Below are 23,300 nucleotides of genomic sequence, written 5' to 3'. Positions count from 1 at the left end.
GTCAGGGCAGCGCAAGAAGCCTTGGTATTGGAAAAAAAAGGGAGTGAGCGAGGTTGAGTAAAGGTAAAATTATTGTCGTCGGCGGCGGTTTGGCCGGGTTAATGGCTACCATCAAAGCGGCCGAGGCAGGACAACAAGTAGAATTGTTCTCATTAGTTCCAGTAAAACGTTCTCACTCTGTTTGTGCCCAGGGCGGAATCAACGGAGCTGTCAATACAAAAGGGGAAGGGGATTCTCCTTATATCCATTTTGACGATACAATTTACGGAGGGGACTTCCTGGCTAACCAGCCTCCTGTGCAGGCGATGTGTGACGCTGCGCCTTCAATCATTCACATGTTCGACCGTATGGGAGTTATGTTTAACCGTACTCCGGAGGGGCTTCTCGACTTCCGCCGTTTTGGTGGAACCCAGCACCACCGTACCGCTTTTGCCGGTGCCACAACGGGACAGCAGCTGCTGTATGCGTTGGACGAGCAAGTCCGCCGCTATGAGGTAGCGGGACTTGTGACGAAGTATGAAGGCTGGGAATTCCTTGGCGCCATCATTGATGATGAAGAGATTTGCCGAGGCATCACAGCGCAGAACCTGACGTCAATGGAGATCAAGTCTTTCCCTGCCGATGCTGTCATCATGGCCAGCGGCGGACCAGGGATCATCTTTGGGAAATCCACCAATTCCATTATTAATACAGGTTCAGCTGCATCTATCGTTTACCAGCAGGGCGTATATTATGCAAACGGGGAGTTTATCCAAATCCACCCTACAGCATTGCCCGGCGACGATAAATTGCGCTTGATGAGTGAATCAGCACGCGGTGAAGGCGGCCGAGTCTGGACTTATAAAGACGGAAAGCCGTGGTATTTCCTAGAGGAAAAATATCCGGCATACGGAAACCTTGTGCCTCGTGATATCGCTACGCGAGAAATTTTCGATGTTTGCGTCAGCCAAAAGCTTGGCATCAACGGGGAGAACATGGTTTATCTCGATCTTTCCCATAAGGATCCAAAAGAACTTGATATCAAGCTGGGCGGAATTATTGAAATCTATGAAAAGTTCATGGGTGAAGATCCGCGCAAGGTCCCTATGAAGATTTTCCCTGCCGTTCACTATTCAATGGGCGGATTATGGGTTGATTATGACCAAATGACAAACATTAAAGGCCTTTTTGCTGCCGGCGAATGTGATTATTCCCAGCACGGAGCAAACCGCCTTGGAGCTAACTCGCTGCTTTCTGCTATTTACGGCGGCATGGTTGCCGGACCAAACGCGGTTAAATACGTAAACGGGCTGGCCAAGAGCGCAGATGCCATTTCTTCCTCTGTATTTGACCGACACGTTAAAGAACAAGAAGATAAATGGAATGGCATTATGAACTTGAATGGTACGGAAAACGCGTATGTCCTCCATAAGGAATTAGGCGAATGGATGACAGATAACGTTACCGTTGTCCGCTATAATGACAAGCTGCTGAAAACGGATGAAAAGATCCAGGAGCTGTTGGAACGCTACCAAAATATCAATATCAACGATACTGCTAAATGGAGCAACCAAGGAGCCGCTTTCACAAGACAGCTGCAAAACATGCTTCAATTGGCGCGTGTCATCACGATTGGTGCATATAACCGCAACGAAAGCCGCGGAGCGCATTACAAGCCTGAATTCCCGGATCGGAACGATGAAGAATTCATGAAGACCACTATGGCCAAGTTTACCGGTTCCAATACTGCACCGGCATTCCACTATGAAGAAATAGATGTATCACTGATAAAGCCACGTAAACGTGATTATTCGAAGAAAAAGGGGGAATAAGGAATGGCTGAGGCAAAAACAGTGCGTTTTGTAATTACGCGACAAGATCAACCTGATTCAGCCCCTTATACAGAGGAATTCGATTTACCATATCGCCCGAACATGAACGTAATTTCCGCATTAATGGAAATTCGCCGTAACCCTGTAACCGTAAAAGGGGAAAAGACAACACCAATAGCTTGGGATATGAACTGTCTTGAGGAAGTGTGCGGAGCCTGCTCGATGGTCATTAACGGCAAACCGAGGCAGTCTTGTACCGCTCTTGTGGACCAGCTGGAACAGCCAATCCGCCTTGAACCGATGCGTACTTTCCCTGTTGTCCGCGACCTGCAGGTGGATCGCAGCCGCATGTTCGATTCATTGAAAAAGGTGAAAGCCTGGATTCCGATCGATGGAACATACAATCTTGGACCGGGTCCGCGGATGCCGGAAAGAAAGCGCCAATGGGCCTACGAATTGTCCAAGTGCATGACTTGCGGTGTTTGCCTTGAAGCATGCCCGAACGTAAACAGCAATTCCGATTTCATTGGACCCGCACCACTTTCACAGGTGCGCCTGTTCAATGCGCACCCAACAGGTGCAATGAATAAGGCTGAACGACTGAATGCAATAATGGGTGACGGAGGACTTGCAAACTGCGGAAACTCACAAAACTGTGTGCAGTCGTGCCCGAAAGGCATTCCGTTGACTACATCGATTGCAGCACTTAACCGTGACACAACACTGCAATCCTTCCGCAATTTTTTCGGAAGCGACCAGGTGTAACGTTTTACATCAAAAAATGCCTGCCTGAGGAAATCCTCGGCAGGTATTTTAATTTAAATGCAAATATCCCAGAAATGATACAAATAGTACATTACCATGCTTCTGTCTGCGTACTATACCTCGTTCAATTCTGATATATCTACATTTGAATGTTTTGAATCTGAATCGCCCCTCAAATGGACAGTTGCTGTTCTGCCATCTTCATTTAACGTATCGATCCAAACGGAAACCCCATTATAATTGACATCGATGTCCGCGGAAGATGATAAGATTTGTTTAACGCGCCGTGCATCCATTTCCAATCACTCCATTCAATTTATTTGCTTTAGTTTTTATAATGTTTTTGCATTTTATACCATTCTTTTCATGGAAATCACTTTCCTGTTTTACGAAAATTTTATAAAATGAATGAACAGCCATTCATTTTAAAAAAAGGAGATTACAACATGGGCAGAATAACTTATGTAAACAATATGGAAGACTGGGAAACATCATTTCCCTTTAAGCATGAAGTAAACGTACGTTTTTCGGAAACGGATATGTTTGGGCATTTGAATAATACAGTTCCTTTTACATATTTTGAAGAAGCACGGATTGAGTATTTTAAAACTCTCGGATTCATGCAGCAATGGGTAAATCCGGAAAGTGAAGCAATTCCTGTGGTAGCTGACCTTCAATGCGATTTTCTAAAGCAAATATTCTTCAATGACAAGCTTTTTATCCATGTAAAAGCTGAAAGGATCGGGAATTCTTCAGTGGACATCCATTATATGGGGAAAAAGGGCAACGGGGACATCTGCCTAACGGGGAGGGGAACAGTTGTACAGATTTCCAAGGCCACCGGAAAGCCAATCCCATGGACGGAATCGGCAAGGAAGCTGATGGAACATCATGAAGAAAGCACATTATAAGTTGAATTATTGAATGTGAAGTTTACCCCAGTATATTTCTGGGTCATTCATCGAAAACCAGGGTTTTACATACTTTTGACACAACATTAATTATTAAAACGCAATTCTTTAGTTCAAATATATAAAAACCCACCGAACGGCAGCCTTGCAAAAGTAAGATGGTTGTGTAGTTTCCTTATACAGATTGAGCAGTTGATACTTTTTTTCTCCCAAGTAAATCGTAAGTATTTCGGGTTAAAAAATAGGTATCTCCTTCATGGAAAACAGTCACTCCCTTGGCCTTCCTGACATAATATATGATGACTAAATAGACACCCATTCCGGGTTTATGCTGGTGAAGGCAAGGAGGGTTACAATACTTGAAGGAGAACGAATTCACTCATAAGCCATTACTCACCAAAAGAGAAAGAGAAGTATTTGAGTTATTAGTACAGGACAAAACAACGAAAGAAATCGCAGGTGAATTGTTCATCAGCGAGAAAACGGTTCGCAACCATATCTCGAATGCGATGCAAAAGCTTGGAGTTAAAGGGCGTTCACAAGCAGTAGTAGAACTCCTTCGAATGGGAGAACTAGAGCTTTGATGTATTGATCGCTTTCAATAATTCTTTTTATAATAGATTAAGGCGAAGGATCCAACGAAATACATCACGGTATGGAAAGCAATAACTCAACATTGATGGGAACATGGCATGTTTGCTATATCCATCATACGGGTTATTGCTTAATTTTTTTCCGAAAACGTGCCTGTATTATGTGCATTTGCCCGAGTTCCAATGATTGTTCCTTGAAATTTATAAGACTTTAATAGATACTAACAATAAATCTAGTTGATCACGATGTTTATTTCGGGGAGCTGTATTACAATGGATCAAGTCAAAAATATGGAGCATGTTGCAGAAATAGAAAAAGAACTTCGATATATTTCTTCCCTAATCAAACAAAAGGGGAGGGAGATTTTAAGCAATTATAAAATTACACCTCCCCAATTCGTTGCTCTTCAATGGCTGTTTGAGGACGGGGACATGACGATTGGCGAGCTTTCCACAAAAATGTTCCTTGCTTTCAGCACGACGACGGACTTAATTGACCGCATGGAAAAGAATCTCTTGGTGATGCGGGTGAAGGATGAAAAAGACCGCAGGGTGGTCCGTATCCATCTTTTGGAAGAAGGAGAACGCATCATTGATGAAGTGCTTAAAAAGCGGCAGCATTATTTAGCGGATATCCTGAGCAATTTTACAAGTAAGGAAACAGCTTCCCTCAAAGAAAACTTAATTAAATTGCATCATGAAATGAGAGAAGAATGAGGCGAGATTTTTGAAGCAACCAATTGGCATTATCGATTCCGGAGTTGGCGGCCTGACAGTGGCGAAGGAGGTTATCCGCCAGCTGCCCAATGAAAATATCGTCTATGTTGGCGATACTGCCCGATGCCCATATGGGCCGCGTCCGGTCGAAGAAGTAAAGAAGTTTACTTGGCAGATTACAAAGTACTTATTAAAGCATAATATCAAAATGCTGATTATTGCCTGTAATACAGCCACTGCCGCTGTTTTGGAGGAAATAAGGGACGAATTGGACATCCCGGTTTTGGGAGTTATCCATCCGGGTGCAAGGGCTGCCCTTAAAGTGTCCCAAAATTTACAGATTGGCGTAATCGGGACAATCGGGACGGTTAAAAGCAAGGCTTATGACCAAGCCCTTAAATCTATCAATAAGTGGGTCCATGTTGACAGTTTGGCCTGCCCAAAGTTTGTCCCAATTGTAGAAAGCGGAGAATTTGAAGGGCCAATCGTAGAGAAGGTTATCGCGGAAACCTTGAAGCCGTTAAAAGAAAAACAGATTGATACATTGATCCTGGGTTGTACCCATTACCCGCTGCTGGGATTGGCTATAAGCAAATATATGGGGGACGGGATTCAGGTGATATCTTCAGGGGATGAAACAGCGCGTGAAGCAAGTGTTATCCTGCATCACAGCGGCCTGTTGAACACCAGCCATGCAACAGCAGACCATCGATTTTTTACAACAGGGTCGAGGGATATTTTCCAGCAAATCGCTTCCCTTTGGCTCGGCGGAAATATTTCGTATGTCCAAACGATAAAGATAGATCAATAAGGCTTCGAAGGAAGCCTTATTTTTTTGTGGACTTTATGTAATATAGCGGTCTATTTTTAACCAGGGCTCGTATAAATAGTAGTACAAACTGTCCTGGGAGGGAATATGATGTCTAAAGCTGCTAAAAGAACGATTGCCTCGACGGTACTTGCCACTACTGTATTATTGTCGGGCTGCGGGATCTTTGAATCGGGCGATAAAACAGCTAAAATCGATCCGCCGAAAGAGGTCTCTTATGAAAGTGATGCCCAAGAACTGGAGGGTTCAGAAAACAGTGCGAAAACCGAAGCCAAAAAAGATGAAGCCGCCCAAAATGTCAAAACAGAGCTTTACCTCATAGATAAGGAAGGATATGTCGTGCCGCAGACAATTGAGCTTCCCAATTCACAGGGCGTCGCCAAGCAGGCATTGGAATATCTGGTAGTGAACGGGCCGGTGAGCAATGTCCTGCCAAACGGATTCCGGGCAGTCTTGCCTGCTGATACTCAAATCGACCTGAATATTGATAAAGATGGTGTCGCGGTGGTGGATTTCTCACCGGAATTTAAAAATTACAAGAAGGAAGATGAATTGAAAATCGTGCAGGCTATTACTTGGACGCTTACCCAATTCGATTCCGTAAAAAAAGTAAAACTGCAAATGAACGGCCGAGAGTTGAAAGAAATGCCTGTGAACGGAACGCCCCTTCAGGAAGGGCTAACCCGTGCGCACGGAATTAACCTCGACACTACTGAAGTTGCTGATATAACAAATACAAGACCGCTGACCGTTTACTATGTCGGTGGAGATGAAGGCAGCCACTATTATGTTCCGGTCACAAAGCGGGTTAGCGAAACAAAACAGGATAATGTCGCAGCGGTTATTGATGAACTGATCAAAGGCCCTTCCTATTCTTATAACCTTTTGTCTGATTTCATGCCTGATGTTAAACTGCTCGATTCACCAAAGCTTTCTGAAGGAAAAGTGACCTTGAATTTTAATAAGTCGATCCTTGGAAGCTTCAAGGAGAAGAAAGTATCCAAAACGATGCTGGACGCCCTGGTACTGTCATTGACTGAACAGGATGGAATAAAAAGTGTGGAATTGCAGGTCAATGGAAGTGCCAAGCTAATGAACGCGGAAGGAAAACCTATAACCGAACCTGTAATCCGTCCTGAAAAAGTGAACACTGGTAGTTTTTAAAAAGATATTTTTGTTATACTAAATATTGTTAAGTACGAAGGCATGCATAAAGCTGCCTTCTTTTCTATTTATTTCATTTAACAAAAGACTGTTACGAGCAGGAGGAAAACAAATGCGCTTCGATGGTAGAACGAAAAACGAATTAAGGCCGATACATATCGAAACAAATTATTTAAAGCATCCGGAAGGCTCTGTTTTAATCACCGTAGGGGACACGAAGGTAATATGCGCTGCAAGCATTGAAGACCGAGTCCCGCCTTTTATGAGGGGACAGGGCAAAGGGTGGATTACAGCCGAATATTCGATGCTGCCGCGTGCGACAAATCAACGCACGATAAGGGAATCTTCCAAAGGGAAAATCACGGGGCGGACCATGGAAATTCAGCGTTTGATCGGGAGGGCGCTGCGGGCGATCGTCGACCTGGACGCATTGGGAGAAAAAACCATCTGGATTGATTGCGATGTCATCCAGGCGGATGGGGGAACCAGAACAGCATCCATCACAGGCGCTTTCGTTGCAATGGCAATCGCTGTAAACAAGCTCCACGAAGATAAGAAAATCGCTGCATTTCCAATAAAAAATTTTCTTGCAGCTACCAGTGTCGGCAAATTGGAACAACATGGCATCGTTCTTGACCTGAACTATGTGGAGGATTCTGCAGCTCTTGTGGATATGAACGTCATCATGACAAGAAGCGGAGAATTTGTGGAATTACAGGGAACGGGGGAAGAAGCAACGTTTTCTATGGTTGAATTGCAGGAATTGTTAGCCAGTGCGCAGGAAGGGTTGAACGAATTATTTGAAGCCCAGAAGGCGGCTCTTGGGAAAATAGCAGACAAAATCCCAAACATGGAAGGCGGGAAGTGAATTGAAGACTGTCATCATTGCTACCAAAAACAAGGGCAAAGCCAAGGAATTTGAAAGTCTGTTTCACCCGAAAGGTTATCAGGTGCTTACACTTTTAGATTTGGATCCTTCCATAGATGTGGAAGAGACCGGCACTACTTTTGAAGAAAACGCCATATTGAAAGCCGAGGCTATCGCCAATGAATTTGGCCGGTTCGTTGTCGCCGATGATTCAGGTTTGATCGTAGATGCGTTGGATGGAAGGCCGGGAATCTACTCGGCCAGGTATGCAGGAGAGGAAAAAAATGACGCGGCCAACACGGCTAAAGTTTTGGAAGAGCTCGAAGGAATTCCGGATGCCCAAAGGACAGCCAGGTTTTATTGTGCCCTCGCGCTGGCATCCCCGAATCAACAAACCATTACCGTATCCGGTTCTGTTGACGGTATTATTGCGAAAGTGCCATCCGGAGAAAACGGATTCGGTTACGACCCCGTCTTTTATGTACAGGAAAAAGGGAAAATGATGGCAGAGATGGACAGTGGTGAAAAAAATGCGATCAGCCATCGGGCCAAGGCATTAAAAGCCCTGGAGGAGAAGCTTGACCAATTTATAGAGGGAGAAGAGTGAAAACAATGAAAGTGCTCATAATGAGTGACAGCCACGGACTCACTCATGAAATTGACATGATCAAAGGGCGCCATCGGAATGAAGTGGATACAATGATTCACTGCGGAGATTCAGAACTTCCTATGGCCTCCCCAGAAATGACGGATTTTTTGTCTGTAAGAGGCAATTGTGATTTTGATACAGATTATCCGGATGAGCGCCTCGAGGAGATCGGCGGGATTTACTTTTTTGTTACACATGGACATCTGTATAATGTAAAAATGACATTGATCAACCTGGCATATAAAAGCGAAGAAACAAATGCCCGGATTGTGTGTTTCGGGCATTCGCACAGTGCAGGATCCGAACTGGTAAACGGCCGTATTTTCATTAACCCGGGGAGCATCCGGCTGCCTAAGGGAATCTCAGTAAAAACATATGCCATTGTGGAACAAATGAATCAGGAAATCAAAGTGTCGTTCTTTGATATCGAAGGAAATGAACTGAAACAGCTAAGCCGGACTTATCTTTTGGAATGATTTTTAGTATAATAGACAGGGAGTGGAAATATTTCCTGTCTTTTTTTCAAAAGTATGTTGACTTTCGAAAGCTATCGCACTATAATAAGAATTGTCCTTAAAAAAGAAAAAAGTGCAATATCTGCTAAAAATGTCCCAGTAGCTCAGCTGGATAAAGCACGATCGAGTAGGCTTCCATGAAATCCTACAGCGTACTGATCGAGCTGCATCTTGAATGATCTTGCTGAGATCAGGACGACGCTTCTAAGTATGTAAGCTGTATTAATTTCATAATTTTTAACTTGTCCCAGTAGCTCAGCTGGATAGAGCAACGGCCTTCTAAGCCGTCGGTCGGGAGTTCGAATCTCTCCTGGGACGCTATACGAAACAGCAGAAAACCTCCTATTACAAAGAGGTTTTCTTTTTTTATGCAAAAAGTGGAGACACTAAGTGATAATTATATTTCGCGAAAAACACAGTAATTAAAGTGCAGTATTAGATAATTGAATATTTTTTTCATCTGTTTTATGTGAGATTTTAATTGCCGTTTTAACAGCAGGAAGGAATTAAGAAGGATTTATAGTTTGTATTACTCAATGTTAACACTAGATACTGTGGGGCGGTTTTTTTTTAATGAGATTAGTGTTAATAGGCGGAGGATTTATAAAACATGCAGATCATTAACATATCAGTAAACGAATTGTTGAACTGATCGGAAAACCCAATTCGAATGTTTTGTTTGTACCTACCGAAAGTAATGACGATGAGGTTTATATAGCAGAGTCCACTGAGAAATTTGGAAAACGGTTACAATCCCAAGTTTATATACTTCGTTGCATACATAATCATCCGGGTGAACCTGACATAAAGAAAAAGATTGAGTCTGCTGACCTAATATATCGTGGAGGCGGAAATTATGCAAAATGATGAAAAAATGGGAGGAATATAAAATTACCCCACTAAAACTGCGATAATTTACATTAACTTGTATTCAACTGATTGCTTAATTGTCATGGGTTTCACTACTTCCAGTATTTTTCCTCCAATCAAACGCACCTAAATTTGAAAAACTTGTTCAAAAAAAGTCAAAAAAACTTTAATGGCCGAGAAACATTATAGCTATGCCTTTGTAAGCGGATACAATAATCGCTATTAATTAGAATAGTCAAATAATTCTAAAAAAGTTATTGACGTACCTTTAAAATGGGCGTAATATAATCCACAAATAACTGGACAATAAATTCTGAATTGAATGATAATATGCAAAAAGCATTGATGAGGATAAGTAATTTTTTGTCAAGGCATTCACAGAGAGCCGGGGTTGCTGAGAACCGGCATTGCCCCAAAAAATGAACTCCCCTCTGAGCTTCAGCTTGAACGTTTAACCAGTAAAGCTGAACGGGTGCCTACCAGTACCCGTTATCAAAACCGAGTGGCGACGCCATTCATAAGTGCGTGCAGAATGAACTGTACGAAAAAGGGTGGTACCGTGGATAGGCCGATAAAACCTTTTCACCCCTTTAGCTTGCTGTAAGCGGGCTTATTTGGGTGGAGAGGTTTTTTTGTATGGAAAAAGGCGGAAATAAGCATTGCTTTACCTAAGATGGCGAAGCTTTAAAAATAAGCACTGTAACTTATCCAGGTTGTCACATAAACGTTTAAGGAATAAAAAGTAAAATTGGGAGGATGTCAACACTATGACGCAAAAGGCAGTAGTAGCTGAGAAAAAGGTTGGAAAAACCAAGAAAAGCGGTGCTGATTTTTTAATCGACGGCTTAAAAAAGCAAAAAGTCGAAGTCATCTTTGGATATCCGGGAGGTGCTGTCCTGCCGATATACGATGCGTTGTATGAATCAGGAGTGTTTCATGTACTGGCCAGGCACGAGCAAGGATCGATACACGCCGCTGAAGGGTACGCGAGAATCACCGGCAAACCAGGCGTAGTAATTGCCACTTCCGGACCGGGGGCCACGAATATCGTAACCGGGCTCGCGGATGCAATGATAGATTCACTACCGCTCGTAGTGTTTACAGGACAGGTCGCAACAAGCGTCATAGGCTCGGATGCTTTCCAGGAAGCAGATATACTTGGCATCACAACACCGATTACAAAGCACAATTACCAGGTGAGAAAGCCGGAGGACCTCCCAAGGATTATCAAAGAAGCGTTCTATATCGCTTCTAGCGGGCGTCCTGGCCCGGTATTGATTGATATACCCAAAGACGTAGCTGTCCTGGAGGGCGAAGCTGAGGCAGATCCCGAAATGGATTTGCCTGGCTATCAGCCGACATTGCAGCCAAATTACCTCCAGATCAGAAAGCTGGTGGAAGCGGTAAGCGGGGCAAAAAGACCGGTGATTTTAGCCGGGGCCGGCGTCCTTCACGCAAAAGCTTCGGCTGAATTAAAGCAATATGCCGAACAACAGGGAATTCCGGTTGTACACACCCTGCTCGGGCTTGGCGGGTTCCCGGCTGACCATCCTTTGTTTGTAGGCATGGGAGGCATGCATGGCATCTATGCGGCAAATATGGCATTGTCCAAATGCGATCTTCTTATAAATATCGGTGCCAGATTCGATGACAGGCTTACAGGAAACCTGGCATCCTTTGCGCCAGAGGCCGAGGTAGCCCACATCGACATCGATCCGGCTGAAATCGGAAAAAATGTTCCGACGAAAATCCCGGTGGTCGGGGATGCCAGGGAGGCGCTTGTGCAATTGATCGCCCAAAATGGCAAAAACCCGGATGCTTCGGAATGGATCCAGCAAATCAAGGATTGGAAGGAAGAGTTTCCGTATTGGTATGAAGAAAACGGCAATGAGCTTAAGCCTCAAAAATTGATGGAAATGCTGCATGAAAAAACAAACGGTGATGCGATTGTGGTGACGGATGTCGGACAGCACCAGATGTGGGCGGCACAATATTACACCTTTAACAAACCCAATGCCTGGGTAACTTCAGGGGGGCTTGGAACAATGGGCTTCTGTGTACCGGCGGCAATCGGGGCACAGCTGGCTCAGCCTGATGCTACAGTGGCGGCGGTAGTCGGCGATGCCGGTTTCCAAATGACCAGCCAGGAACTGGGTGTTATCGCAGAAATGAATTTGCCAATAAAAATCATCATCGTGAATAACCATTCTCTCGGAATGGTGAGGCAATGGCAGGAGATTTTCTATAAGGGCAGATATTCACACAGCCTGCTCCCTCATCAGCCTTCATTTGTGAAATTGGCGGAGGCTTATGGCATCAAAGCATATAAAGTTACAACAATCGATGAAGCGGAAGAAAAGATGGCTGAAGCCTTCAAAACGGATGGGCCTATTCTTCTGGATATGAATGTTACGCCGGATGAGAATGTGTATCCAATGGTAGCTCCAGGAAAAGGGATCAATGAAATGGTAGGTGTAAAGAAATGAAAGGAATCCTCTCGCTTTTGGTGAACAACAGGCCGGGAGTTCTTAACAGGATCACCAACCTGTTTTCGAAAAGGAATTATAATATCGAGAGCATTACAGTCGGGCATTCGGAACAGGAAGGCATTTCGAGGATCACTGTAGTCGTACAGGTGGATGACGAAAATGTCATTGAACAGATGACAAAACAACTGAATAAGCAAATTGATGTATTAAAGGTCACGGATATCACCAGCCAGTCGATAGTGGCAAGGGAGCTTGCCCTGCTTAAAGTTGTGGCAACATCACAGACGCGCTCGGAAATCTACGCTTTGATAGAGCCTTTCCGCGGATCGGTCATTGATGTCAGCAAAGAGAGCCTGACCATCCAAATCACCGGTGAAACCGACAAAATCGAGGCGTTTATTGAATTATTGAAGCCGTATGGAATCAAGGAACTGGCAAGGACCGGAACCACGGCATTCCCGCGTGGTACACAGCGCAGCACCAACAACAAAAGCCTTTCGATTGTTTAAGATTTTTTACAAATGACTTATTTTCATTTTGGCTCATTTTTGCTCTATTTCGATGAAGCGAGTGGAGAAATGTTGTCCGCTCGTTTCATCGGTATGGAGCACCCTTTCAGCTAAGCTGAAAAGCGCGGGAGACTAAGTTTCCTTGTTTTCGAGCCGAATTTATAATATTAGGATCTAAAATAACCATTTTAAAGGGAGATGCGACAATTATGGCAAAGGTTTACTACAATGCAGAAGGAAACGAAGCTTATTTTCAAAATAAAAGGGTAGCGGTAATCGGTTACGGCTCCCAAGGGCATGCACACGCCCAAAACCTGCGTGACAGCGGCGTTGAAGTAGTGATCGGTTTAAGGAAAGGGAACTCCTGGAACAAAGCGGAGCAGGATGGGTTTAAAGTATATTCAGTAGGCGATGCAGCAGACCTGGCGGATGTAATCATGATCTTATTGCCGGATGAGCAGCAGCCTAAAGTATATAATGAGGAAATTGCACCTGTACTAAGGAAAGGCCAAGCATTGATGTTTGCCCACGGATTTAATGTCCATTTCCACCAGGTCGTTCCTCCGGCAGATGTGGACGTGCTTCTGGTAGCGCCAAAAGGCCCAGGCCATCTTGTACGCAGGACATTTGAACAGGAAGCGGGCGTTCCGGCACTTTTCGCCATCCATCAGGATGTAAGCGGTGAAGCGAAAGAATTGGCCCTTGCTTATGCAAAAGGGATCGGGGCATTGCGTGCAGGTGCTTTAGAGACGACTTTCAAGGAAGAAACGGAAACCGATTTATTTGGGGAACAGGCAGTTCTTTGCGGCGGATTGACTTCCCTGGTCAAAGCAGGGTTTGAAACATTGACAGAAGCCGGTTACCAGCCTGAAGTCGCTTATTTTGAATGTTTGCATGAGCTGAAATTAATCGTTGACCTGATGTATGAAGGCGGCCTTGAGAATATGCGTTACTCCATTTCTGACACAGCCCAGTGGGGAGATTTCGTTTCTGGACCGCGTGTGGTGAATGAAAATGCAAAGCAAGAAATGAAAAAGGTACTGAAAGATATCCAGGACGGCGAATTTGCTAAAGGCTGGATCCTTGAAAACCAGGCTAACCGCCCGGTATTCAATGCGATTAATGCAAGGGAAAATGAACATCCTATCGAGAAGGTTGGCCGTGAGCTGAGAAAAATGATGCCATTCGTCCAACAACAAAAGAAGAAAGAAGTGGTAGCCGTTGCGAAAGATTAATATTTTCGATACGACGCTAAGAGATGGTGAGCAATCAGCCGGAGTCAATCTTAATTTTACTGAAAAATTAGAAATCGCTTTTCAGTTGGAGAGGCTGGGAATGGATATCATTGAGGCAGGCTTTCCGGCTGCCTCCCCTGGTGATTTCAATTCTGTTAAAGAAATCGCGAACAGAATCCGGAACAGTTCTGTCACCGGTCTTGCCCGCAGTGTCCAAGGGGACTTGGATGCTGCGTGGGAAGCATTGAAGGACGGTGCCGAACCAAGAATTCATACATTCATAGCAACATCCCCAATACATCGGAAATATAAACTGAAGCTGTCAAAAGAACAAGTGATTGAGCAAGCAGTCAATTCCGTGAAATATGCGGCAGTGCGCTTTCCAATTGTTCAGTGGTCAGCAGAGGATGCAAGCCGCACCGAACTTGACTATCTTGCAGAGATTGTGGAAGCAGTAATTAACGCAGGGGCTAAAGTAATTAATATTCCAGACACGGTTGGTTATGGAACGCCGATTGAATATGGCAATATATTTAAGTACTTAAGGGAGCACGTTCCTTCTATTGATAAGGTTGACCTTTCCACCCATTGCCATGATGATCTTGGAATGGCAACTGCAAATTCCCTGGCAGCAGTGGAAGCAGGGGCAACACAGGTCGAAGGGACAATCAATGGCATTGGCGAGAGAGCGGGAAATGTGGCGCTTGAAGAAATCGTAGTAGCCCTTCATACACGTGCAGATTATTACAATACCTACACAGGGTTGCAATTACATGAGATTAAGAGGACGAGTGATCTGGTGAGCAAGCTGACGGGAATGGCAGTTCCGGCCAATAAAGCTGTTGTCGGCCGAAACGCCTTTGCCCACGAGTCCGGCATTCACCAGGACGGGGTCTTAAAGGAAAAGACAACGTATGAAATTATTTCACCTGACCTTGTCGGGATTTCATCCAATGCGTTGGTTCTTGGTAAACACTCAGGCCGCCATGCGTTCAAAAGCAGGCTTGAAGAGCTTAAATTGGATGTAACGGATGAAGAAATGAACCGTTTGTTTGGTTTATTCAAAGAATTGGCCGACAAGAAAAAGGAAATGACGGATGAAGATTTGATTGCCCTGGTTTTAGAAGAAAAACTGTCAGGGGACAACAACTTCTTCGACTTGGTTTCCATGCAAATCTCCTATGGTACCAACCAGGTTCCGACAGCTACAGTCACATTGACAAATGGCAATAATGATACGATTCAGGAAGCGGCTACAGGAGCTGGAAGCATCGAAGCTCTATATAACACTCTTGAAAGGTCTGTAGGCGGCAAGGTGAATTTGCTGGATTACCGGATTCAATCCGTAGGGGCTGGAAGAGATGCATTGGCACAGGTTTTTGTGAAAATGAAATACCTCGATACGGAAACGAGCGGCCGCGGGTTGGCACAGGACGTTCTGGAAGCAAGTGCAAAAGCATACTTGAATGCAGTTAACCGGGTTATTTATTTAAAAGATAAAGCAACGGTTTTACAATAACATAACTAAGGATGAAAGGAGAAGATTCATATGAGAAGGAAAATTACTGTCCTGCCCGGTGACGGCATCGGCAAAGAAGTTACAAGGGGTGCTATTGAGATTTTGGAAGCCGTAGCGGAAAGATACGGACACGAATTCGAATTTCAATATGGGGAAATCGGCGGTACAGCGATCGACAATTCGGGTACGCCCCTTCCGGACGAAACAATCGAACTTTGCAAGAGCAGCGACGCGGTCCTTCTCGGCGCAGTGGGAGGCCCCAAATGGGATAACCAGCCTTCTCATTTAAGGCCGGAAAGAGGGCTGCTTGCAATCCGTAAACAGTTGAACCTTTATGCGAATTTACGGCCAATCAGTTATTTTTCCAGCCTTGCAGAATCTTCTCCGCTCAGGAAAGAAATCATTGAAGAAGTGGATTTTGTCATCGTCCGTGAGCTTACCGGAGGATTATATTTCGGCAAGCCAAGCGAACGGACTACACATGAGGGAAAAGAAGCGGTAGTAGATACATTGTTCTATCAAAAAGATGAGATCAAAAGGATTATCGAACTTGCCTTTGAATTGGCCTCCAAGCGAAAAAAAAGAGTGACCTCCGTTGATAAAGCAAATGTACTTGAATCCAGCAGATTATGGCGTGAGACGGCTGAAGAGGTCGCTGCCCATTATCCGGAAGTGGAGCTTGAGCATATGCTTGTCGACAATGCGGCAATGCAATTGATCCGCAACCCGAGACAGTTTGATGTAATGGTGACAGAGAATATGTTTGGAGATATTTTAAGTGATGAAGCATCAGTGTTGACTGGGTCGCTTGGCATGCTTCCATCAGCCTCCCTTTCGACCGAGGGGCCGAATCTGTTTGAACCGATACATGGGTCGGCACCGGATATTGCAGGGAAAAATATTGCGAATCCTATCGCGATGATCCTATCAGCTGCGTCCATGCTTCGTTTATCTTTCGGCCTGGAGGAAGAAGCGGAAGCGGTTGAAAAGGCGGTAAAGGACACACTTGATTCCGGGGCACGTACAGGCGATATCGCTGGAGGGCAAACAAGCACACTGACAACGAAGGAAATGATTGCGGAAATAAAAGGAGCAATCCTGGACCAGGCAGCCATTTCCCATATTATGGGTGCATATGCTTGATTTACTTGCTTAACGATATAGGGGCTGACTCAGCAGAAATGATGGGTCACCCTTTTTTTCGAAATAAATGAGGGGGATTGGTGGAGCCATGAAGAAATCAATCATCGAAAAAATTTGGGACAGGCATATCGTTTACCAGGAAGAAAATAAACCGGATCTATTGTATATCGATTTGCATTATATCCATGAAGTGACATCGCCGCAAGCATTTGAAGGCTTGCGTTTGAAAGGGCGAAAGTTAAGGAGGCCCGATAAAACCTTTGCCACGATGGACCATAATGTGCCTACAATTGAACGATATTTCATAAAAGATGAAATTGCCAGAAAACAATTGTCCGCCCTTGAACAGAATTGCAAGGAATTTGGCATTACGCTTGCTGACCTTGACAGCCCTGACCAGGGAATCGTCCATGTCATTGGCCCTGAACTGGGCCTAACTAAACCGGGGATGACTATTGTATGCGGGGATAGCCATACATCAACGCACGGGGCTTTCGGGACCATTGCTTTCGGTATCGGAACGAGTGAAGTCGAGCATGTTTTCGCTACTCAGACCCTGTGGCAGACAAAGCCTAAAACGCTTAAACTTGAAATCACCGGCAAGCTAGGAAATGGAGTCACTGCGAAGGACGTGATTTTATATGTGATCTCAAAATATGGGGTCAACTTTGGAACCGGCCATATTATCGAATATTGCGGAGACGTTATAAGAAATATGTCGATGGAAGAAAGAATGACAGTCTGCAATATGTCGATTGAAGGGGGAGCCCGTGCCGGACTGGTCAGCCCTGACGAAACGACTTTCTCCTATTTAAAAGGAAGAAAGCATTCACCCAAAGGTGAAGAATTCGAGAAATATGTACAGGACTGGAAAAGCCTGGCCAGCGATGAAGGAGCCATGTTCGATACTGAGATTGTCATTGATGGCAGTGAAATTTCCCCAATGGTCAGCTGGGGCACAAATCCGGGAATGGCAAGCCCGGTTGATGGGCATGTCCCAAATCATAAGGAAGACAAAGAAGCTGATAAATCTCTTCAGCGCGCTCTAGAATATATGGGATTATCTGAAGGCATGCCCATTACCGAAATCCCTGTACAGCATGTGTTCATAGGGTCATGTACGAATTCACGAATTGAAGATTTGAGACAAGCTGCAGAAGTTGTAAAAGGCAAGAAGGTTTATGAGGGAGTAAAGGCGATGATTGTCCCCGGTTCCCAAAGCGTTAAGAGAACGGCAGAGGAAGAAGGGCTTGACAAGATATTTATTGAGGCAGGATTTGAATGGAGAGAATCTGGGTGCAGCGCCTGCCTCGGCATGAACCCGGATATCGTGCCTGCGGGAGAGCATTGCGCATCAACCTCCAACCGTAATTTCGAGGGGAGGCAGGGAAGTGGTGCACGCACCCACCTTGTGAGTCCGGCAATGGCGGCAGCCGCAGCACTTCATGGCAAGTTTGTAGATATTCGTGAACTAAGAGGGAGCCGTGGGCAGGCTGAGCTGGCTTATTAAGAAGGGAATCCAAAGAGGGAAACAGGAGGTGTAATACACTTGAAACCTATATCAGTGTATACAGGCAAAGCGGCTGTAATCGACAGGGCCAACATCGATACTGACCAGATCATTCCGAAGCAGTTTTTAAAAAGGATTGAACGGACCGGATTTGGCGAGTTCTTATTTTTTGATTGGCGTTTCGACAGTGAAGGAAATGAAAGAAAGGATTTTGAATTGAATCAGCCTCAAAATAAGGGGGCGGGCATATTGATTGCCGGGGAAAACTTTGGCTGCGGTTCTTCACGGGAGCACGCCCCATGGTCGCTTCAGGACTATGGGTTTGATATTGTCATTGCTCCTTCGTTCGCGGATATTTTTCAAAACAATTGCTTTAAGAATGGAATGCTTCCCATTGCATTGAAAAAGGAAGAAGTACGAAATTTAATGGATGCGGCAGAGCAGGAGGGCCATGAGATTACCATAGACCTTAAATCGCAGACTGTCTCGGATAATAAAGGATTCACTGCCAAGTTTGACATTCACCCTTACTGGAAAGAGATGCTTCTTAACGGCTGGGATGAAATTTCTATTACATTGAAATATGGCAAGCAGATTGATGAATATGAAAATAGGGAAAGCCCGGTTTCTACTATTTAAAATATATGTCTGAGAAATCGAGAAACAGGGATGACAGTGCTGCACATAAGCTGTGCAGCCTTTTTCATTTCATGGCCGTGCAAAGCTAAATGAAAGGCATCGGTATAATTTTGTATTTCCCTCCAAACCATGCTAAACTGATTTTCATTACAAGAGAAAAAATGAGGCGGAGTTGCCGATGAGCGGAAATGAAAAACAGTCGAAGAAAGATAATATCATTCTGTTTCCCAATCTTGCCGGACGGCTGGTTGATAAAGGTTTGGACCATCTAGCAAAAAAGGATTTCAGGCAGGCTGCCTCGCTTTTTTCACAGGCTAGGGACCTTGAACCTGAAAACCCAGATTTAAACGTAGGATTGGTCGTATCCCTTGTCGAACTTGGCTATTACCCGGAGGCAAAGGGTCTATGCAAGGAACTCTTGAACAAGGGGATAGGAGACTATTTCCAGGTCGTCAATATCTATTTAATGGTGCTCCTTCAATTGAACGAGCATGAGGAAATGGCCTCCACCATCAGGGCCTTGCTCGAAGATGACCATATTCCTCCTGATAAAATCGAGCACTTTGAGAAAATGCTCCAATTCAGCGAACGTGTATTGGAAGAAAAACAAAGCCAGGAAATCATAAAGGAAGAAAAAATCCATCACGAAATCAATAAAGAGGGTTTGTTTGAAGAAAAAACGGAAAGCGGGATCCTGCGCACGATTTCCAGGCTTACAGAAGTGAACGTCAGGCCTTATGTACCGGAAATCAAACGTTTTTTGCTAGAGGAAAACGCCAATCCATTTTATAAGACATTGCTGATTAATATTTTGAGGGAACAGGAATATGACAAAGAAGTAGAGGTATTGAAGTTTAATGAAAGGGCAAGATTCATCCCTTCAAGCCTGGGGGACGTGCTGGAAAGTCCATTTTTTGTGGAGGTTTCAGGGCTTGCTGAAGCACACCTTGGGCAGGAGAATCCAACACTTCTTGAGATGGTTACAAGTTTAATTGAAAGGCATAATTTCATTTTCTACCCTAATGATCCGTCCAAGGGACATTATTTGGAATGGGCAGTCTCTTACCAAATACTGGCGGAAGAGTATCAGGGGATGGATCCGGAAATAGAACAATTTGCAGGTATTTATCGAATTGAGGTTGAATCTGTAAGGAATATTGTTTCATATATGAGGGAAATTGAAGAAATTTCTTACCCGATAATTTGACGGATTGCTGTTGAAACCTTGGGATCCTATGATATAATGTAGGGGTTGTAATATACCCAGTACAAAACACAACGGATCCCAAACTGTTGGGTTTATATGAAGGATGACTTGTTAAGTGATTACATAGCAGATTCATCCAACTGCTAATTTATGAAGTATATAGATTTTTGGAGGGAAACACATGTCTGTTAAATGGGAAAAGCAAGAAGGGAACCAAGGCGTTCTTACAGTTGAAGTAGACGCAGCAAAAGTTAACGAAGGCTTGGACGCTGCATTTAAAAAAGTTGTAAAACAGGTGAATGTACCTGGTTTCCGTAAAGGCAAAATGCCTCGCCAAATGTTCGAAAAGAGGTTCGGGGTAGAATCTTTATACCAGGATGCACTTGATATCATTCTTCCAGACGCGTATGCGGATGCTGTCGAGGAAGCTGGAATCAGCCCGGTTGACCGCCCTGAGATTGATATCGACCAAATGGAAAAAGGACAGAATTTAATCTTCAAGGCGACTGTTACCGTTAAGCCAGTAGTTAAATTAGGCGAATACAAAGGGCTTGAGGTTGAGGAGTTCGACAATGAGGTTACTGATGAAGATGTTGAAAATGAGTTGAAATCCCAACTTGAGCGCCATGCTGAGCTTGTAATCCGGGAAGAAGGCGCAGCTGAGAACGGCGACACAGTAGTGATCGATTTCGAAGGATTCGTTGACGGAGAAGCATTTGAGGGCGGAGCTTCAGAGAATTATTCCCTTGAAATTGGTTCCAACTCCTTTATTCCGGGCTTTGAAGAGCAATTAGTGGGCCTTGAAACAGGAGCTGAAAAAGAGGTCGAAGTGACATTCCCTGAGGAATACCACGCAGCAGAGCTTGCTGGCAAGCCTGCCGTATTTAAAGTGAAGGTTCACGAGATCAAAACAAAACAGCTTCCTGAATTGGACGATGAGTTCGCGAAAGATGTCGATGAAGAAGTTGAAACATTGGCTGAATTAAGGGAAAAATTAAAGAAAAACCTTGAGCATGACAAGAAGCATGAACAAGAGCACCACATCCAGGATACAGTTGTAGAAAAAGCTGCTGCGAACGCTGAAATCGACCTTCCTGAGGTAATGGTTTCAAACGAAGTGGACCGCATGATGGATGAGTTCGGGCAGCGCCTTCAATCCCAGGGTATGAACCTGGAATTATACTTCCAGTTCTCCGGACAGGATGAAGAAGCATTGAGAGCGCAAATGAAAGAAGAAGCTGAAGGCCGCGTGCGTACAAGCCTGACTTTGGAAGCAATTGCCGATGCTGAAAACATTGAAGCATCTGAAGAAGATGTGGATGCCGAAGTTGCGAAAATGGCTGAAATGTACAACATGGATGTTGAAACAATTAAAAAAGCGTTGGGAAGCACAGATGGCATAAAATCTGACCTGCGTATCCGCAAGGCGATTGAATTCCTTGTTGAAAACAGCAAAACTGTAGAAGCAAAATAATTCTTAGCATAACCAATGAGTGATAACGGACAAGGCGCGAATTATCGTGCCTTGTTTTATACATAAGAACTTCCAAAAAATAGGTAACAAATAACGACAGAATTCTTTATATGCCACTCCAGACCAATTCGAATTACCTGTTTGATTTTTTCTGGTTTTCAGTGTAGATTTATTCTAATACGGCATATACATATTTATACATTATCTCTATTTTTTCATTTCCAAAGGTTTGGGAATGCTGGTAGAGGGCAAAATACATATTAGTGATTTTTTTCTTGGGTATATTGGACAACTTACATGGGGTAAAGCATTTTTGTTACAAATTTACTCAGAACGTGCTACAATGCAATTCATACCTTCAAATAAAAAATGCTTACTTAGAAGGAGAATTTTTAGATTTATCGAATTATTCCCTTCTCTATGTATAGAGTGGAAGAGTTTAAAAGGGGTGAAAGTTCATGTTTAAATTTAATGATGAAAAAGGGCAGCTGAAGTGTTCTTTTTGCGGCAAAACCCAGGAACAAGTCCGTAAATTGGTAGCAGGTCCGGGTGTATATATTTGCGATGAGTGCATTGAGCTTTGCACGGAAATCGTTGAAGAAGAGCTTGGGACTGAAGAAGAAGTTGAATTCAAGGATGTTCCGAAACCGAAAGAAATCAGGGAAATCCTTGATGAATATGTGATTGGACAGGAGCAGGCCAAAAAATCCCTCGCGGTTGCGGTTTACAATCACTATAAAAGGATCAATTCCAACAGCAAGGTCGATGATGTTGAGCTTTCCAAGAGTAATATTGCTTTGATCGGACCTACGGGAAGTGGTAAAACCCTTCTTGCTCAGACACTGGCTCGTTTATTGAACGTTCCGTTTGCGATTGCAGATGCAACTTCTCTCACTGAGGCCGGTTATGTAGGGGAAGATGTTGAAAACATTCTTCTGAAGTTGATTCAAGCTGCTGATTATGACGTTGAGAAAGCAGAAAAAGGAATCATTTATATTGATGAAATCGACAAGGTAGCCCGTAAATCGGAAAATCCGTCTATAACGCGTGATGTATCTGGGGAAGGTGTACAGCAGGCTTTATTGAAAATTCTTGAAGGAACGGTTGCAAGCGTACCACCGCAGGGAGGCCGTAAGCATCCCCATCAAGAATTCATCCAAATCGACACAACGAATATCCTGTTCATTTGTGGCGGGGCCTTTGATGGCATTGAACCTATCATCAAGCGCCGTTTAGGGCAGAAAGTCATTGGATTCGGTACCGATATCAAGAAAGATGATGTAAAGGAAAAGGAATTGCTGTCTAAAGTGCTTCCTGAAGATTTATTGCGATTTGGCCTGATTCCTGAATTCATCGGTCGTATTCCGGTTATTGCTACGCTTGAGCAATTAGACGAGGCAGCATTGATTGAAATCCTTACAAAACCAAAAAATGCTCTCGTAAAACAGTACCAAAAAATGCTTGAGCTGGATGATGTCGAGCTTGAGTTTGAAAAAGAAGCATTGGTTGAAATTTCAAAGAAGGCAATTGAACGGAAAACGGGAGCCAGGGGATTGCGTTCCATCATTGAAGGAATCATGCTTGAAGTGATGTTTGATCTTCCTTCTCGTGATGACATCGATAAATGCATCATCACCGCTGAAACCGTTAAGGACAATAAGCCGCCAAAATTGATTTTGACCGACGGCACGACAATCAAAGGCGAGGGTAAGAAAACTTCTGCATAACTTTTGATGAAAAATTTTCATGCTGCCTGAATAGTATCAAAAAAAGCTGCCAGTAACCAAGGCAGCTTTTTTGCTCATGCCCGCCAAATGAGCACCGGTCCCTATTCTCCGTCCCAAAAAGTTGGATTAATTCCATTCATACAAGGAGATACTACC

The 23,300-nt window shown here is 44.1% G+C and carries 22 protein-coding genes, 1 tRNA gene and 1 other annotated feature; of the genes, 22 read left to right on the top strand and 1 reads right to left on the bottom strand.

The features are described from left to right. Positions 1-53 precede the first annotated feature (53 nt). Positions 54-1,811, top strand: coding sequence for a succinate dehydrogenase flavoprotein subunit (gene sdhA / locus D0466_RS08695; protein WP_117322096.1), 1,758 nt, complete (start codon positions 54-56; stop codon positions 1,809-1,811). Between the two features lie 3 nt (positions 1,812-1,814). Beyond that, on the top strand, positions 1,815-2,576 hold the full coding sequence (sdhB, locus tag D0466_RS08690; protein ID WP_117322095.1) for a succinate dehydrogenase iron-sulfur subunit: 762 nt from the start codon (positions 1,815-1,817) through the stop codon (positions 2,574-2,576). A 113-nt stretch (positions 2,577-2,689) separates the two neighbouring features. Here sdhB and D0466_RS08685 read toward each other — a convergent pair whose 3' ends face one another. Continuing rightward, positions 2,690-2,872: an H-type small acid-soluble spore protein gene (locus tag D0466_RS08685; protein ID WP_117322094.1), complete on the bottom strand. Its 183-nt coding sequence runs from the start codon at positions 2,870-2,872 to the stop codon at positions 2,690-2,692. A gap of 150 nt (positions 2,873-3,022) precedes the next feature. Here D0466_RS08685 and D0466_RS08680 point away from each other — a divergent pair, with 150 nt between their 5' ends. The 20 genes from D0466_RS08680 to clpX all read left to right on the top strand — a co-directional run bounded on the left by D0466_RS08680 (position 3,023) and on the right by clpX (position 23,144). Further along, positions 3,023-3,487: an acyl-CoA thioesterase gene (locus D0466_RS08680; RefSeq protein WP_117322093.1), complete on the top strand. Its 465-nt coding sequence runs from the start codon at positions 3,023-3,025 to the stop codon at positions 3,485-3,487. 359 nt (positions 3,488-3,846) lie between these two features. Beyond that, positions 3,847-4,071: a spore germination transcription factor GerE gene (gene gerE / locus D0466_RS08675; RefSeq protein ID WP_101593148.1), complete on the top strand. Its 225-nt coding sequence runs from the start codon at positions 3,847-3,849 to the stop codon at positions 4,069-4,071. 282 nt (positions 4,072-4,353) lie between these two features. Then, on the top strand, positions 4,354-4,797 hold the full coding sequence (locus D0466_RS08670) for a MarR family winged helix-turn-helix transcriptional regulator (protein ID WP_117322092.1): 444 nt from the start codon (positions 4,354-4,356) through the stop codon (positions 4,795-4,797). A gap of 10 nt (positions 4,798-4,807) precedes the next feature. Then, on the top strand, positions 4,808-5,608 hold the full coding sequence (gene racE, locus D0466_RS08665) for a glutamate racemase (RefSeq protein ID WP_117322091.1): 801 nt from the start codon (positions 4,808-4,810) through the stop codon (positions 5,606-5,608). 108 nt (positions 5,609-5,716) lie between these two features. Then, a complete protein-coding gene (locus D0466_RS08660; protein ID WP_117322090.1) occupies positions 5,717-6,790 on the top strand; it encodes a GerMN domain-containing protein in 1,074 nt (357 codons plus the stop codon). Positions 6,791-6,902: 112 nt separating this feature from the next. Beyond that, on the top strand, positions 6,903-7,658 hold the full coding sequence (gene rph, locus D0466_RS08655) for a ribonuclease PH (RefSeq protein ID WP_117322089.1): 756 nt from the start codon (positions 6,903-6,905) through the stop codon (positions 7,656-7,658). Position 7,659: 1 nt separating this feature from the next. After that, entirely contained in the window at positions 7,660-8,265 is a 606-nt protein-coding gene (locus tag D0466_RS08650) for an XTP/dITP diphosphatase (protein ID WP_117322088.1), read from the top strand. 5 nt (positions 8,266-8,270) lie between these two features. Further along, a complete protein-coding gene (locus D0466_RS08645; protein WP_117322271.1) occupies positions 8,271-8,783 on the top strand; it encodes a metallophosphoesterase in 513 nt (170 codons plus the stop codon). 283 nt (positions 8,784-9,066) lie between these two features. Further along, positions 9,067-9,140, top strand: a tRNA-Arg gene (locus tag D0466_RS08640). Between the two features lie 309 nt (positions 9,141-9,449). Further along, the gene (locus D0466_RS23615) at positions 9,450-9,689 is read left to right on the top strand and encodes a Type 1 glutamine amidotransferase-like domain-containing protein (RefSeq protein ID WP_117322087.1); all 240 of its coding nucleotides are present in this window, start codon (positions 9,450-9,452) and stop codon (positions 9,687-9,689) included. Between the two features lie 336 nt (positions 9,690-10,025). Further along, positions 10,026-10,285 (top strand) — a binding site (T-box leader). 174 nt (positions 10,286-10,459) lie between these two features. After that, on the top strand, positions 10,460-12,178 hold the full coding sequence (ilvB, locus tag D0466_RS08630) for an acetolactate synthase large subunit (RefSeq protein ID WP_117322086.1): 1,719 nt from the start codon (positions 10,460-10,462) through the stop codon (positions 12,176-12,178). Then, positions 12,175-12,690, top strand: a complete 516-nt coding sequence (ilvN, locus tag D0466_RS08625) for an acetolactate synthase small subunit (protein WP_117322085.1) — start codon at positions 12,175-12,177, stop codon at positions 12,688-12,690. Before ilvB ends, ilvN begins: the two co-directional genes overlap by 4 nt. 209 nt (positions 12,691-12,899) lie before the next feature. Further along, a complete protein-coding gene (ilvC, locus tag D0466_RS08620; protein ID WP_117322084.1) occupies positions 12,900-13,925 on the top strand; it encodes a ketol-acid reductoisomerase in 1,026 nt (341 codons plus the stop codon). After that, complete coding sequence (locus D0466_RS08615) at positions 13,912-15,444, top strand: 2-isopropylmalate synthase (protein ID WP_117322083.1); 1,533 nt, start codon at positions 13,912-13,914, stop codon at positions 15,442-15,444. Before ilvC ends, D0466_RS08615 begins: the two co-directional genes overlap by 14 nt. A gap of 30 nt (positions 15,445-15,474) precedes the next feature. Beyond that, on the top strand, positions 15,475-16,587 hold the full coding sequence (gene leuB, locus D0466_RS08610; protein ID WP_117322082.1) for a 3-isopropylmalate dehydrogenase: 1,113 nt from the start codon (positions 15,475-15,477) through the stop codon (positions 16,585-16,587). An 88-nt stretch (positions 16,588-16,675) separates the two neighbouring features. Beyond that, complete coding sequence (gene leuC / locus D0466_RS08605; RefSeq protein ID WP_117322081.1) at positions 16,676-18,097, top strand: 3-isopropylmalate dehydratase large subunit; 1,422 nt, start codon at positions 16,676-16,678, stop codon at positions 18,095-18,097. 39 nt (positions 18,098-18,136) lie between these two features. After that, complete coding sequence (gene leuD, locus D0466_RS08600) at positions 18,137-18,736, top strand: 3-isopropylmalate dehydratase small subunit (protein WP_117322080.1); 600 nt, start codon at positions 18,137-18,139, stop codon at positions 18,734-18,736. Between the two features lie 178 nt (positions 18,737-18,914). Further along, entirely contained in the window at positions 18,915-19,943 is a 1,029-nt protein-coding gene (locus tag D0466_RS08595; protein ID WP_117322079.1) for a tetratricopeptide repeat protein, read from the top strand. 181 nt (positions 19,944-20,124) lie between these two features. Then, positions 20,125-21,417 (top strand): trigger factor, encoded by a 1,293-nt coding sequence (gene tig / locus D0466_RS08590; protein WP_117322078.1) that lies wholly within the window; start codon positions 20,125-20,127, stop codon positions 21,415-21,417. A 458-nt stretch (positions 21,418-21,875) separates the two neighbouring features. Beyond that, positions 21,876-23,144, top strand: coding sequence for an ATP-dependent protease ATP-binding subunit ClpX (gene clpX, locus D0466_RS08580; protein WP_117322076.1), 1,269 nt, complete (start codon positions 21,876-21,878; stop codon positions 23,142-23,144). Positions 23,145-23,300: the final 156 nt, after the last annotated feature.

This window comes from Peribacillus glennii, from assembly GCF_003429105.1.
Classification (GTDB): domain Bacteria; phylum Bacillota; class Bacilli; order Bacillales; family DSM-1321; genus Peribacillus; species Peribacillus glennii.
This window is presented reverse-complemented; position numbering and strand designations above follow the sequence as displayed.